This is a genomic window from Erwinia sp. PPS120, assembly GCF_047918655.1.
GTDB classification, from domain to species: domain Bacteria; phylum Pseudomonadota; class Gammaproteobacteria; order Enterobacterales; family Enterobacteriaceae; genus Erwinia; species Erwinia tasmaniensis_A.
This window is the reverse complement of sequence record NZ_JBLREF010000037.1, coordinates 89,389-104,296: the sequence shown is the minus strand read 5'-3', so window position 1 is coordinate 104,296 and position 14,908 is coordinate 89,389. Positions and strand designations below refer to the sequence as shown.

The following is a 14,908-nucleotide window of genomic DNA, read 5'->3' as shown; positions in this document are numbered from 1 at the left end:
GTATTTACCGTTCAACTCTTCTATGAATTTTTTAACATCTACTTTTATCCGATCCTGATAATCCTCCCACTCTTTTTCCGTATCCCCCAACAGTAAATCCTGCTCACACAGCCGCCACCAGTCCGCCTTGTTCAGATAAATTTCCTTATACGGGTCATCGACCGGCAGGGACATGCGTTGACTGCTGCCCTCTATTTTCAGCCAGCCCGGACCATAAGCCCTGCCCGGCAGCAGCTGTAGCGGGCCGGGGGACTGGGCCAGCACCGGCATCAGCTTTTCTGCGCTGTCCCCGATAATCATCCCCGTCACGCCGCGCTCGCCGGTTTTCATCCGCCGGTACGCCGCCGGCGACCCCAGATCCGGCATCACGCCGTGCACTATCCCCAGAATATTTTCCCGACCGTTCATGTTTTCGGAGTAGTGACGGGCAACCAGCCCCCCCATCGAGTGGGTGACCAGTATCACCCTGTTCACCGCCAGACGGCCGTGATACTCACCCAGCACCTTACGGATGTACGTCCCCAGCAGCGTCGCCGAGTCGGCATTAGATTGCAGCCAGTTGTAACCAAAAACGTGCAGCGGGTATAAAAACCGGTGGCCGTGCGCCGTTTCTTCTTCGGTCAGCACCTGTTCCGGCAGCTCGTCGCCTATCCTGACGCCGGTAAAGCGCTGTCGCGCCGTCTGCAGCTGCGCCTCCCTGAAGTAATTATCCATCAGGATGTCGTCGTCGCTGAGCAGGTACTGCAGCCGGTCGAGCGCCTCCCCGTAGCTCTTGTAAAAGGCGCCTCCCCATCCCCTCTCCCGCCGGGAGGGGAATTTTTTACCGTCCGCCCCGTCGTTTAAAATATCCCCGCTGTCGTCAACCGACGTAGTCTTCGGATCCAGAAGCTCCTTTCTTTTTTTTGCGTTAGCAAGCGGCCATTTTTTAAGCGACGGGGCGCTAAACTGCCAGACTTCACCGTCCTCATTTTTCAGGTTTGACCCCATCACCCCCGGAAGAAAAATCACCGGGATCACTTTGTCGGCCGGCTTGAGGCAGACCGCCACGTAATTTTTTTCTTTCGCCTGGGGAATGATTTCATAATGAAACCGCCCGTCGTCATCCCACACTGGCCGGTGATAAGCCCTGTTTTCGCTGTCATCCATGCGCTAAGCTCCTGTTATTAGGCGTTGTAAAGGGGCCGCCCCATTATACCCCGGGCCGGACTTAACCCGGCACTGTTGCAAAGTCAGGGATGAGGCAGCCTTTCGTCTTACAGAAAGGTCTTATCTTTCAAAGACCCTGCTCACCAGACGCATCTCGCCCAGGGGATGCCCAAAATAGAACGATTCTGCCTGACCTTTCCGTAGCGCCCGCATCACTTCAATCCCTTTGATTGTGGCGTAAGCCGTCTTCATTGACTTGAAGATCAGCGTGGCGTTGATTATCCGTTTCAGTTTGCCATGATCGCACTCGATTATATTATTCCGGTACTTTATCTGCCGGTGCCGCACATGCTGCGGACATTTACCTTCCCGCTTCAGCAATGCCGTACAGATAAGCCCAGCGTCCGTTGACCTTCATGTAGGTTTTATCGAGATGCCATGAGCTAAAACCGGAAGGCTGACGCCAGTACCAGCGCAGCCGATTTTACATCTCAGGTGCATAATGCTGAACCCAGCGATAAATCGTGGTGTGATCGACTTTTACCCCTCGTTCAGTCAGCATCTCCTGCAGCTCACGATAACTGATGCCATATTTGCAGTACCAGCAGACGGCCCACAGGATAATATGGCGCTCAAAATGCCGGCTTTTAAACGGGTTCATTTGCTGCTTTTTCAACGAAAGAGTGGCATCATTTTACCATCGCCAGATCTTTGCAACAGTGCCCGAAAGGCTGCCTCATCCCTGACTTTGCAATAGTGCATCAGTAAAACCGAGCGCCATCAAAAACGTGAATCGACGGCCCCGGCCAGTAAAGCCAGCACTTCCTCGCTATCCTCCCAGCCCAGACAGGGATCGGTTACAGACTGACCATACGCCAGTGGAGTGCCCGCCTGCACCTTCTGCGTACCCTCCTGCAAAAAGCTCTCAATCATCACGCCGGCAACCGCCCGTGAGCCATCGCGGATTTGCTGAGCCACTGAGGAAGCAACCTCCTTTTGTCGGCGGTGCTGCTTAAGACAGTTACCATGACTGAAATCTATCACCAGCTGTTCAGGTAACCGGGCCTCACGTAGCAACGCAGCCGCAGCAGTTACCTCCTCTGCATGATAATTTGGCTGCCTGCCGCCGCGCATAATAATATGCCCCGAGGGGTTCCCACTGGTCTGATAAATCGTCATCTGACCGTATTTATCGGGGGACAAAAACATATGGCTGGCACGGGCAGCGCGAATAGCATCGACGGCAATCTGAATATTGCCATCGGTACCGTTCTTAAAGCCCACCGGACAGGAAAGGGCAGAGGCCATCTCTCGGTGTATCTGGCTCTCGGTAGTGCGTGCCCCAATCGCGCCCCAGCTAATTAAATCGGCGATAAACTGACCCACCACCATATCGAGGAATTCGGTGGCGGTTGGCAAACCCAGCGCATTAATATCCAGCAGCAGCTTACGTGCGATTTCCAGCCCGTGATTTACCCGATAGCTACCGTCGAGGTCAGGATCGGAAATTAACCCCTTCCAGCCGACAACGGTACGCGGCTTCTCGAAGTAGGTGCGCATAACAATTTCAAGCTGGGAGTGATATTTCTCGCGCAGCAGGTTAAGCCTGGAAGCATAGTCCAGTGCGGCTTTGGGATCGTGCACGGAGCAGGGGCCGATCACCACCAGCAGTCGCGGATCGTCGCCGGACAGGATCCGGGCGATACGCTGGCGTGAGGCGGTAACGTTGGAGGCTATTGCTGGCGTGATCGGATGCCGCTGCGCCAGCTCGTCAGGCGTAATCAGGCTCTCGATGCGCGCGGTCCGCAGTTCATCTGTCTTATTCATGGTTCTCTCTGAATTTTGTCTTCGCTGCGGCATAAGTGCCGGGAAGTGATGGCGATCACAATAAACCAAATGGCAATGAATTCAACAGCAACCGGAGGCTAATCGGGCGTAACGCGATAAATATCACTTTTTTAAGCCCGCTGCTTCTGGGCAGTTATCCTGATCCGCTACGTTAATACATGCGGCGCGTCAGCCCGGTGATATCCAGGATGCGGGTGGCGATCTCTTCTACCGAATAGTTCGTACTGTTGAGGTAGCGGATTTTATGGGTACGGAACAGCGCTTCAACCTCGCCGACTTCCAGTCGACACTGACGCATCGAGGCATAGCGGGTATTTTCCGCGCGTTCCTGCCGAATGGCGGCGAGCCGCTCGGGGTCGATAGTCAGGCCGAACAGTTTATGCTGGAAAGGTTTCAGAGCGGGGGGAAGCCTGAGGTTATCCATATCATCGGCGATAAAGGGATAGTTGGCCGCACGTATACCGAACTGCATCGCCAGATACAGGCTGGTGGGCGTCTTACCGCAGCGTGATACGCCCAGCAAAATAACCTGAGCATCTTCCAGCCCTCGCAAAGAAATCCCGTCGTCGTGCGCCAGCGTATAGTCAATTGCCGCAATACGCGCGTCGTACTTACCCAGATTACCCGCCGTCAGACCATGAGTGCGGTTGGCGACGGGCGAAGGCGCAATGCCCAGCTCCTGCTGTAGCGGGCCTACCAGCGACTGGACGATATCCTGACAGAAACCGTCACTTTGCAGGATGATCTCGCGTATTTCGGGCGTAACAATTGAAATAAAAACCAGTGGACGTGCGCCGCTTGTGGCATATAAAGCGTTGATCTGCGCTTTGACTGCCTGCGCGCGCTGCACGTTTTGCACAAACGGCAGGGTCACGCTGTTAATAGCAACGGGAAACTGTGAAAGAACCGCATGACCCAGCACCTCCGCGGTGATAGCCGTACCATCAGAGATATAAAACACACTTCGTTCATTATTCACGTCAGTTTCTCTCCCGTGGTTATCCTTACTGCAGACTAAATTAAGCCGGTAGCAGAAAGCAAATTGTGATAACAACAACATAATAAAACAAATAGTTCATAAAAAATTGATGTGAACTATTTGTTTTTATATAGTCCTGACATCTCAATAAAAGCTCAGGCTGATTAATAAAAGCCGCATTGTCATTCCTAAAAATAGCACTTTATTAAGATATCATTCGTAAAGGGAATTATTATGTGTTGCGCAACCATCAGACTCTCTGGAAATCACCTGTATTCCTATCTTGTTGATTAAAATATAAAAATTTATTTTAGCCGTTGCGCAACGCCTGTCATTTGCGCGGAGTTTTCCGAAAAGATGGACATTCTGGCTGCTTGATCGATTCAACAGTTTTATTCCGCGGTACGAATGTGCCAGGCTGAGGACGTCATACTCAGTCTTCATCATCTTAATTAAATATAAAAGGATTGCTCCGATGTCCAATAAAGGCGAACTGCCGCTCGTGCTCTGGTATAACCAGCTTGGCATGAACGATGTTGATCGGGTGGGAGGCAAAAATGCCTCTCTGGGAGAAATGATTACCAATTTGTCTTCGCTGGGCGTGTCCGTTCCCAACGGCTTTGCGACGACGGCAGAGGCATTTAATCAGTTTCTTGATCAAAGCGGCGTTAATCAGCGGATTTACGCGCTGCTTGATGTAACCGATATTGATGATGTTGACGAACTGTCTAAAGCGGGTAAACAAATCCGCCAGTGGATTGTGGATACCCCATTCCAGCCTGCGCTGGAGCAGGCGATCCGCGAGGCCTACCAGCAGTTATCGGCTGATGATGCCGACGCATCCTTTGCCGTGCGCTCATCGGCTACGGCCGAAGATATGCCCGACGCCTCCTTTGCCGGTCAGCAGGAAACCTTCCTCAACGTACAGGGATTCGATGCCGTACTGGTCGCGGTAAAACACGTTTACGCCTCGCTGTTTAACGATCGCGCTATTTCCTACCGTGTGCACCAGGGGTATGACCATCGTGGCGTCGCACTTTCTGCGGGGGTTCAGCGCATGGTGCGTTCAGATCTGGCTTCTGCTGGCGTGATGTTCACCATTGATACGGAATCGGGCTTTAATCAGGTGGTATTTATTACTGCCGCGCTGGGGCTGGGTGAAATGGTGGTACAGGGGGCGGTCAACCCGGATGAATTCTATGTGCATAAGCCCACGCTGGCGGCTGGTCGCCCAGCCATCGTGCGCCGTACCATGGGCTCGAAAAAAATACGCATGGTTTATGCCGATTCTCAGGAACATGGTGAGCAGGTCAAAATCGAAGATGTGCCTGAAGCGGATCGCGATCGTTTCTGCCTGACTCAGGAAGAGGTGGAGGCGCTGGCTGCTCAGGCCGTGCAGATAGAAAAACACTACCAGCGGCCAATGGACATTGAATGGGCGAAAGACGGTCACACCGGTAAGCTGTTTATTGTGCAGGCTCGTCCTGAAACCGTAAGGTCTAACGGCCAGGTGATGGAGCGCTATACGCTGCAGGGCAAAGGTCAGGTCGTGGTTGAAGGACGCGCGATTGGGCACCGCATTGGCGCCGGGGAAGTTAAGGTTATTCACGATATCAGCGAGATGAACCGCATCGAAAAAGGTGATGTGCTGGTAACGGATATGACCGACCCGGACTGGGAACCGATTATGAAGAAAGCATCCGCGATTGTGACTAATCGCGGCGGCAGAACCTGCCACGCCGCCATAATCGCCCGCGAACTGGGTATTCCTGCCGTGGTAGGCTGTGGTCATGCAACCGACGTGCTGAAGGATGGCCATAAGGTGACCGTTTCCTGCGCGGAGGGCGACACCGGTTATGTGTATAACGACCTGCTCGACTTTGAAGTGAAAAGCTCGCAGGTCGACGAAATGCCGCCGTTGCCGCTTAAAATCATGATGAACGTGGGGAATCCAGACCGTGCATTTGATTTTGCCTGCCTGCCCAACGAGGGCGTGGGACTGGCGCGACTGGAGTTTATTATTAACCGCATGATCGGCGTGCATCCCAAAGCGCTGCTGGAATTTGACCAGCAGACGCCGGAACTGCAGCAGCAGATCCGATCAATGATGAAAGGCTTCGACGATCCGGTTGAATTCTACGTCGGTCGCCTGACCGAGGGGATTGCCACGCTGGGAGCGGCTTTCGCGCCTAAGCGCGTTATCGTGCGCCTCTCTGACTTCAAAACCAATGAGTATGCCAACCTGGTGGGGGGGGAACGCTACGAACCCGAAGAGGAAAACCCGATGCTGGGCTTCCGTGGGGCGGGTCGCTATGTGGCCGACAGCTTCCGCGACTGCTTCGCTCTTGAGTGTGCCGCAGTCAGGCGGGTGCGCAATGACATGGGGCTAACGAATGTGGAAATTATGGTGCCCTTTGTCAGAACCGTGGATCAGGCGAAGGCCGTCGTTGAGGAGCTGGAGCGCCAGGGGCTTAAGCGGGGCGAAAATGGCCTGAAGATCATTATGATGTGCGAAATCCCGTCGAACGCGCTGCTGGCGGAGCAGTTCCTGCACTATTTTGATGGTTTCTCTATCGGCTCAAACGATATGACACAGCTGGCGCTGGGCCTCGACCGGGATTCGGGCGTCGTCTCGGCGCTGTTTGACGAGCGTAATGACGCGGTGAAAGCGCTGCTGTCGATGGCGATTCGGGCAGCGAAGAAGCAGGGTAAATATGTCGGCATCTGTGGGCAGGGTCCCTCCGATCACGAAGACTTTGCCGCGTGGCTAATGGATGAGGGAATTGATAGTTTGTCTCTTAACCCAGATACGGTGGTGCAGACCTGGCTTAGCCTGGCTGAAATAGCTGAAAAATAGCGCGATTTACGACCAAAACGCCTGAAAGGCCAGATTATCTGGCCTTTCAGGCAGATAGCAGCCAAAAAAAAAGCCCACCACATGGGATGGGCAAAGACTACACACAGCAATTCTTTATTTAACTCGGGGTAAAAAGGTTGTTTAAAAATCAGCAGCTTGATCGTAAGCGTATGATTCATAATATTCAGATGGGCCAGGTGAGTCATTAAGAATCCTCTCATTAGTTTAAAAGCGATAATCTTTCGTCGCCAGTCACCCACCAGAAAGCACATAAAACTGTACTAAAGGTAATCATTACAGGGAATGAAGAGTTGAAAAGGATTAAAAAGGGGGTTTAAAGGTCAATGCCCTTAATCAAAGCGTACTAAGCATGGGGGGGCGATTATTTTTCCAGGACGTGAAGACGGTCACATAAATGACCGCCTGTGAACACTATTTTGCGTTAACGTGAGCTTCGTGCTCGATTTCTGCCAGCTCTTCCACTACTTCCAGCGGATCTTCTTCGGGCGCGGGGACATCATGAACCCATACCGAAACCAGCCGGTAAGAGACCGCCAGCACCACGGGGCCTATAAACAGGCCGATCATGCCAAAGGCGACCAGACCACCAATTACGCCGGAAAGGATTAAAATCATCGGCAGATCGGCGCCCATGCGGATCAGCATCGGACGCAGCACGTTATCCAGCGTGCCTACCACGCAGCTCCATATCAGCAGTACCGTTCCCCAGGTGGTATCACCGCTCCAGTAAAGCCAGACGATGGCGGGAACCAGTACCACCAGCGGGCCCAGCTGCACCAGGCAGGAGAAAATCATCAGGACCGTGAGGATCGTTGCGTAGGGGATGCCGGATATGGCCAGGCCAATGCCACCCAGAATGCCCTGAACCAGCGCGGTCACCACCACCCCGAGCGCCACGGCGCGGATGGCCTGACCGGCCAGCAGCACGGCGGCGTCACCCCGTCGTGAACCCAGGCGGAAGGCAAAATGGCGGATGCCATGGCCAACCTGCTCTCCCCTGGCGTAGAGCAGCACGCTGAATAGCAGCATCAGACCCAGATGCAGCATAAAGCGGCCAAAGTGTCCTGCCTGCGCGAACAGAAACACGCTGGTTCGTCCGATATAAGGCTGAATGGTGGTCATCATCGCGCTGCCGCCGCCCTGAACCAGATGATGCCAGCCGGAGTAAAGCTTTCTGCCAACCAGGGGAATACTGGTCATCCAGTGCATATCCGGCAGCAGCAGATGGCCGGAGGTAGCCCAGGCTATCACCGGGCCACTGTTCTCAATCAGGCTGTTGACCAAAATTCCAATCGGAATAATAAACAGCAGGATCAAAATTAGCGTCATGGCAATCACGGCCAGTGAACGTCGCCCCCAGAGCCAGTGCTGCAGCTTAATCATTAGCGGCCAGGTGGCGATAACGACCATGCTGGCCCAGGCAAAACCCAGCACAAACGGCTGGACCACCCAAAAACAGGCAACAATCATCAGGGTTATAAACATCAGGGAGAAGACGATTTGCGGCAAATCCCAGCCTTTTTCTACGTTCTTCATGCGTAAACATTACCTCGGGTAAAATAAGAACGATGCGGAATAATGGTGCGGGCAGCGGCAGGCAGCCAGTGCGCTGCACCCGCTTTCTTATCATGATGTATTAAACGCATTTACAACAGATGCAACGCATGATTCTTTTATCCACGGTTTTTTGAAACCGCGACAGGCTATAAAAAAATATGCTAAAACCGTTAAATCAACAGAAATGCATAATCCACATTTGGTCACCCGAAAATGATCCCACAAATTTCTCAGGCGCCAGGCCTGATTCAACTGGTGCTGAATTTTTTGCAGGCGTTAGAGCAGCAGGGTTTCACTGGCGATACCGCTACCCACTATGCCGATCGCCTTAGCGTCTCTACCGACAACAGCATTTATCAGCTCCTTCCTGACGCCGTTATTTTCCCTCGTTCCACCGCCGATGTGGCATTAATAGCCCGCCTGGCGGGAGAGGGACGCTTTAGCGATCTCATCTTTACCCCGCGCGGAGGGGGCACCGGCACCAACGGCCAGTCGCTTAATCAGGGAATTGTGGTGGATATGTCCCGCCATATGAACCGCATTCTTGATATCAACGTTGAGCAGGGGTGGGTAAAGGTTGAAGCGGGTGTGATTAAGGATCAGCTGAATGCCTTTCTCAAACCCTATGGTTTTTTCTTCTCCCCTGAGCTTTCCACCAGCAACAGGGCCACGCTGGGCGGGATGATAAATACCGACGCGTCGGGTCAGGGATCGCTGGTATACGGTAAAACGTCCGATCACGTGCTGGCCCTGCGCGCCATTCTGCTGGGCGGTGACATCCTTGATACGCGTAGCATTCCCGTCGCACTGGCAGAAAAGCTGGCAGCGGAGGCGACGGCAGAAGGAAAAATCTACCGCACCGTCCTGGCAAGCTGCCGCGATAATCGCCAGCTTGTGCTGAATAAGTTCCCAAAAATTAACCGTTTCCTGACCGGATACGACCTGCGCCATGTGCTGAGTGACGATCTGCAACAGGTCGACCTGACGCGACTGCTGTGCGGCTCAGAGGGAACCCTGGCCTTTATTACCGAGGCCCGACTGGATATCACGCGGATCCCCAAAGTGCGCCAGCTGGTCAATATCAAATATGACTCCTTCGACTCCGCCCTGCGTAGCGCGCCTTTTATGGTGGAGGCAAAGGCGCTGTCGGTGGAGACGGTCGATTCGAAAGTATTAAACCTGGCGCGGGAGGATATCGTCTGGCACTCGGTGAGCGAACTGATCGCCGATGTGCCCGGCAGCGAAGTGGCTGGCCTGAATATTGTTGAGTTTGCCGGTGACGACGGTGCCGCGATTGCTGAACAGGTCGCGGTGCTCTGCCAGCGGCTGGATGCGCTGATCGCCGCCCATGAGGCAGGCGTTATTGGCTATCAAATTTGCAACGATCTGGACGGCATTGAACGCATCTATGCCATGCGTAAGAAAGCGGTAGGTCTGCTGGGCAATGCGAAAGGCGGTGCCAAGCCCATTCCCTTCGTGGAAGACACCTGCGTACCTCCGCAGTATCTGGCTGATTATATCACCGAGTTCCGCGCCCTGCTGGATGGACATGGCCTGAGCTACGGCATGTTCGGCCATGTGGATGCCGGGGTGCTGCACGTTCGCCCTGCGCTGGATATGTGCGACCCGCAGCAGGAGATGATGATGAAGCAGATCTCCGATGAGGTCGTGGCCCTGACGGCGCGCTTTGGTGGCCTGCTGTGGGGCGAGCACGGTAAGGGTTTTCGTGCGCAGTACAGCCCGGAATTCTTTGGCGAAGCGCTGTTCAATGAACTCAGACGCATTAAAGCGGCTTTCGATCCGGCCAACCGTCTTAACCCGGGGAAAATCTGCACTCCGTTTGGCACTGATGCCCCGATGATGGCCGTCGATGCGGTCAAACGCGGCACCTGGGATCGGCAGATCCCCATTAACGTCAGAAGCGACTGGCGCGGGGCGATGGAGTGTAACGGCAATGGTTTGTGCTTCAACTTTGACGTGCGCAGCCCTATGTGTCCATCAATGAAGATCACCGGCAACCGTATTCACTCGCCGAAGGGACGGGCCACGCTGACGCGCGAGTGGCTCCGTCTGCTGGCCGAGCAGGGGGTTGAACCGGTGGCGCTGGAGAAGAACCTGCCGAAGGAGAAGGTCAGCCTGCGCGGATTGATTGCGCGAACGCGAAATAGCTGGCATGCCCGGCGCGGGGAGTATGACTTTTCGCATGAGGTAAAGGAGGCGATGTCGGGCTGCCTGGCCTGTAAAGCCTGCTCGACACAGTGCCCGATTAAAATTGACGTGCCCGGCTTTCGGTCACGGTTTTTGCAGCTTTACCATACCCGCTATCTGCGTCCGACCAGCGACTATCTGGTGGCCAGCGTGGAGAGCTATGCCCCGCTGATGGCGAAGGCCCCCAGGGTATTTAACTTTTTTCTGCGTCAGCCGCTGCTGCGCGATCTGAGCAGAAACCATATTGGCATGGTGGACCTGCCCTTGCTCTCCTCACCGTCGCTTAAAAAGGCGCTGGCGGGACAGCAGGCAGTGACCACCACCCTGGAACAGCTTGAGGCGATGAGCAGCATGCAGCGCGAACGCTATGTGCTGGTGGTGCAGGATCCCTTTACCAGCTATTACGAAGCCCGACTGGTCGCTGATTTTGTCAGCCTGATCGAAAAGCTGGGCTACCAGCCGGTGGTACTGCCGTTTTCCCCGAATGGTAAGGCCCAGCATGTTAAAGGCTTCCTGCAACGCTTTGCACGCACGGCACGGAAAACCGCTGATTTTCTTAATCGCGTTGCGCAACTCGGCTTACCGCTGGTGGGTGTCGATCCGGCACTGGTACTGTGCTATCGCGATGAATACCGCCTGACCCTGGGCGAGCTGCGTGGGGATTTCCACGTCCAGCTGGTGCACGAGTGGCTACTCCAGGCCCTGCCTGAAAGCAGCCTTAAGCCGCAAAGCGGGGAGCGCTGGTATCTGTTCGGACACTGTACGGAAGTGACGGCGCTGCCTGCCTCGACTAAACAGTGGGAGAGCATATTTGCCCGCTTTGGCGCCAGGCTGGAAAATGTCAGCGTCGGCTGCTGCGGTATGGCCGGAACCTATGGCCATGAAACCAAAAATCTGAAAAATTCACTGGGCATCTATGAACTTTCCTGGCATCAGGCGCTGCAAAAACTGCCCAGACAGCGCTGCCTGGCTACCGGTTACTCATGCCGCAGTCAGGTAAAGCGCGTAGAGGGGAATGGTATGCGGCATCCTCTTCAGGCGCTGCTGGAGATTATCTGATGGCTATCTGGCAACGTGATATGACCCTGACAGAGCTTAACCAGCTGGGGCGGGGAAACCTTGCGGAAACGTTGGGGATAGTCTTTACCGCGATCAACGAGGAGACGCTGGAGGCGACGCTGCCGGTCGATTCACGTACCCGTCAGCCCTTTGGCCTGCTGCACGGCGGCGCCTCGGTAGCGCTAGCTGAAACGCTGGGGTCGGTGGCCGGTTATTTGTGTACGACGGGTGAAGAGCGGATCGTGGGACTGGAGATCAACGCGAGCCATCTGCGCCCGGTACGGGAAGGGGAGGTGCGCGGCGTGTGTTATGCACTGCACCTGGGACGTAACCATCAGCGCTGGCAGATAGACATTTTCGACCCCCGACAGCGGCTGTGTTGCTCGGTCAGACTCACCACCGCAGTTTTGTCAGTCAGGGGCAAAGAGTGATATCATGTTGCCCCTCCTGAATAGAGGGGGGGCAGCTGTGGAAGCGGTAAGGCATGGGGCCGGGCCAGAATAGCGGCAAGGTCGGGATGTGCTCACCGGGATAAGGTCGGATCGGGTTAAGGCAGCCCGGTTGTCAAATTATCCACGCGGCATGCTTAACAAAATCGCTCTGCAGGCGGGTGGCGCGATCCCAGTCGCCGGTTAGCGCCAGCTCGTGGCACAGACGGGTAAGGGAGTGTCGGGCCAGCTGCCAGGCCTGCATCCGAAACAGCCTGTCGCGTTCGGGGTTACCCAGCTCGACCAGCAGGCGATGATGGAGCTTACCCAGCGCGTGCAGGTAGCTGCGGTCATCGCCGTTTAGCTGGCACAGCTCGGCCATGTCCAGGCAAATGTCATTGAATCGACGCAGGTGTTTGAGGCTGCACTGTGGCCGGTTGAGTTTGGCCTGAGCCATGTAGAAATCAACGGTAATATCGCGAACCGAAAACTTGTAATCGTCAATCTTATTGTGCAGCCAGGCGCTTATCGAAAGATTCATCTCAGGGCTCGTTCGTGCTAATGATAATCATTATCATATTATAAATGACGCATTATTCAACGCCTCAGGCAGAAATTTTTACCCATAAATGCTGCCTCTCATAAAAATTGGTAATAACGATACGCGGCATGTCTGAAAGCGGTAAAATATCCATAATTCACGGTCATCGCTGCGTGGCCGTTATTTACTGGTCTTTTTTCAATGTGTTATAATTTCGTTAAATCGGAGCGTAATGCCGATCGTCATCCTCTTCACAGGGTCTAAACTGTATAAAAAGGGCTAAAAATGCCCCGTTAGCCTTAATCCCTGCAAAACAAGAGGTTGAAGCGATATTCAATATCACTAACATAGAGGTATTAGCCCGCAGGGCTATCGACTCGCGAGGTAACTTTATGCCATCAGCAACTACTGCTTCTTTTTCACCGGATGACTTTGTCTGGAAGGGCCTGACGCTCACTGACAGTGCTGCTCAGCAAATCATTGCGCTGGCAGCTAATGACCCACATGTGAAGGGCCTGAAGCTGGGTGTGAAGACATCCGGCTGTGCTGGCTTTGGCTACACCATGGATCTGGTGAAAGAGCCAGCCGCAGACGATCTGGTCTTTGTTCATCAGGGTGCGCATCTTTATGTCCCGTTACAGGCAATGCCTTTCATCGACGGAACGGAACTGGATTTTGTTCGTGAAGGCCTGAATCAGATTTTCAAATTTAATAATCCTAAAGCTCAACACGCCTGTGGCTGTGGTGAGAGCTTTGGCGTTGAGTAAACTTTATGTCCCGAATTACTGAAACATCGGATGATGTGCAGATCTGGGAAGGAAACCAGAAGTACAAAGAGGGTTTCTTTACCCAGCTGCAAACCGAAGAGTTCGAAAATGGCCTCAGCGAAGACGTGGTGCGCGCCATTTCCGCCAAGCGCAACGAGCCAGAGTGGATGCTTGAATTCCGCCTGAAGGCCTATGCCGCCTGGCTGGAGATGGAAGAGCCGCACTGGCTGAAAGCCAATTATAAGTCGCTGAACTATCAGGATTACAGCTACTATTCCGCGCCCTCCTGCGGCAACTGTGATGACAGCTGTGCCTCCGAGCCGGGTGCCATGCAGGCCTCGGGTTCACAGGCGCCCGACTACCTGACGGAAGAAGTGGAGAACGCTTTCAAACAGTTAGGTGTGCCGGTGCGCGAGGGGCAGGAAGTCGCGGTTGATGCGATTTTTGACTCTGTTTCAGTTTCAACCACCTATCGCGGCAAGCTGGCAGAGCAGGGCATTATATTCTGTTCGTTTGGTGAAGCCATTCACGACCACCCGGAGCTGGTAAAACAGTATCTGGGTACGGTCGTGCCTGCGAATGACAACTTTTTCGCCGCGCTGAACTCGGCTGTCGCCTCCGATGGCACCTTTGTCTACATCCCTAAAGGTGTGCGCTGCCCGATGGAGCTCTCGACTTATTTCCGCATCAACGCGGCAAAGACCGGTCAGTTTGAGCGCACGATCCTGATAGCCGATGAAGGCAGCTACGTCAGCTACATCGAAGGCTGCTCTGCGCCAGTGCGCGACAGCTACCAGCTGCATGCGGCGGTGGTGGAAGTCATCATTCATAAAGATGCCGAAGTGAAGTATTCCACCGTGCAGAACTGGTTCTCCGGCGGCGAAACGGAAGGCGGTATCCTGAACTTCGTCACCAAACGCGCGCTGTGTGAAGGTGAAAACAGTAAAATGTCCTGGACTCAGTCAGAAACCGGTTCGGCCATCACCTGGAAGTACCCCAGCGTGATCCTGCGCGGCGACAACTCCATCGGTGAGTTCTTTTCGGTAGCGCTGACCAGCGGACATCAGCAGGCCGATACCGGCACTAAAATGATTCATATCGGCAAAAACACCAAATCGACCATTATCTCCAAGGGGATCTCGGCGGGTAAAAGCCAGAATACTTACCGGGGCCTGGTCAAGATTATGCCGACGGCAACCAATGCACGTAACTTCACCCAGTGTGACTCCATGCTGATTGGTGCCGAGTGCGGCGCGCACACCTTCCCCTACGTCGAAGTGCGCAACAATACGGCTCAGCTCGAACACGAAGCGACAACGTCACGTATTGGTGAAGACCAGCTCTTTTACTGCCTGCAGCGCGGCATCAGCGAAGATAACGCAATTTCGATGATCGTTAACGGCTTCTGTAAAGACGTCTTCTCCGAGCTGCCGCTTGAATTTGCGGTGGAAGCTCAAAAGCTGCTGGCGATCAGCCTCGAACACAGCGTGGGTTAAT

The 14,908-nt window shown here is 54.2% G+C and carries 10 protein-coding genes and 1 pseudogene; 5 read left to right on the top strand and 6 right to left on the bottom strand.

Features of this window, described 5'->3' with window-relative positions; genetic code table 11:
- The 4 genes and pseudogenes from ACLRGG_RS17785 to ppsR form a co-directional block, all read right to left on the bottom strand.
- Positions 1-1,146, bottom strand: a 1,146-nt coding sequence (locus ACLRGG_RS17785) for an esterase/lipase family protein (RefSeq protein WP_416251014.1), incomplete at its 3' end; no start/stop codon positions are given.
- Positions 1,147-1,266: 120 nt separating this feature from the next.
- A pseudogene (locus ACLRGG_RS17780) lies at positions 1,267-1,807 on the bottom strand (IS6 family transposase).
- Positions 1,808-1,926: 119 nt separating this feature from the next.
- Entirely contained in the window at positions 1,927-2,973 is a 1,047-nt protein-coding gene (locus ACLRGG_RS17775) for a 3-deoxy-7-phosphoheptulonate synthase (protein ID WP_416251013.1), read from the bottom strand.
- Between the two features lie 172 nt (positions 2,974-3,145).
- Positions 3,146-3,973 (bottom strand): posphoenolpyruvate synthetase regulatory kinase/phosphorylase PpsR, encoded by an 828-nt coding sequence (gene ppsR / locus ACLRGG_RS17770; protein ID WP_416251012.1) that lies wholly within the window; start codon positions 3,971-3,973, stop codon positions 3,146-3,148.
- 475 nt (positions 3,974-4,448) lie between these two features.
- Between ppsR and ppsA the strand changes: the two genes are divergently transcribed.
- Positions 4,449-6,830 (top strand): phosphoenolpyruvate synthase, encoded by a 2,382-nt coding sequence (gene ppsA / locus ACLRGG_RS17765; protein ID WP_416251011.1) that lies wholly within the window; start codon positions 4,449-4,451, stop codon positions 6,828-6,830.
- 432 nt (positions 6,831-7,262) lie between these two features.
- On the opposite strand, the gene ydiK is transcribed toward ppsA, so the two are convergent.
- Positions 7,263-8,387 carry an AI-2E family transporter YdiK gene (gene ydiK, locus ACLRGG_RS17760; protein ID WP_416251010.1) on the bottom strand — a complete coding sequence of 375 codons (1,125 nt, stop codon included), beginning with the start codon at positions 8,385-8,387 and terminating at the stop codon, positions 7,263-7,265.
- A 234-nt stretch (positions 8,388-8,621) separates the two neighbouring features.
- On the opposite strand from ydiK, the gene ydiJ reads away from it, so the two are divergent.
- Entirely contained in the window at positions 8,622-11,675 is a 3,054-nt protein-coding gene (gene ydiJ, locus ACLRGG_RS17755) for a D-2-hydroxyglutarate dehydrogenase YdiJ (RefSeq protein ID WP_416251009.1), read from the top strand.
- The gene (locus ACLRGG_RS17750) at positions 11,675-12,106 is read left to right on the top strand and encodes a hotdog fold thioesterase (RefSeq protein ID WP_416251008.1); all 432 of its coding nucleotides are present in this window, start codon (positions 11,675-11,677) and stop codon (positions 12,104-12,106) included. The genes ydiJ and ACLRGG_RS17750 overlap by 1 nt, the downstream gene beginning before the upstream one ends.
- Before the next feature lie 133 nt (positions 12,107-12,239).
- Here ACLRGG_RS17750 and ACLRGG_RS17745 read toward each other — a convergent pair whose 3' ends face one another.
- Positions 12,240-12,644, bottom strand: coding sequence for a hypothetical protein (locus tag ACLRGG_RS17745; RefSeq protein ID WP_416251007.1), 405 nt, complete (start codon positions 12,642-12,644; stop codon positions 12,240-12,242).
- Between the two features lie 392 nt (positions 12,645-13,036).
- Between ACLRGG_RS17745 and sufA the strand changes: the two genes are divergently transcribed.
- Entirely contained in the window at positions 13,037-13,411 is a 375-nt protein-coding gene (gene sufA, locus ACLRGG_RS17740) for a Fe-S cluster assembly scaffold SufA (protein WP_416251006.1), read from the top strand.
- Between the two features lie 5 nt (positions 13,412-13,416).
- The gene (sufB, locus tag ACLRGG_RS17735) at positions 13,417-14,907 is read left to right on the top strand and encodes a Fe-S cluster assembly protein SufB (protein ID WP_416251005.1); all 1,491 of its coding nucleotides are present in this window, start codon (positions 13,417-13,419) and stop codon (positions 14,905-14,907) included.
- Position 14,908 lies beyond the last annotated feature (1 nt).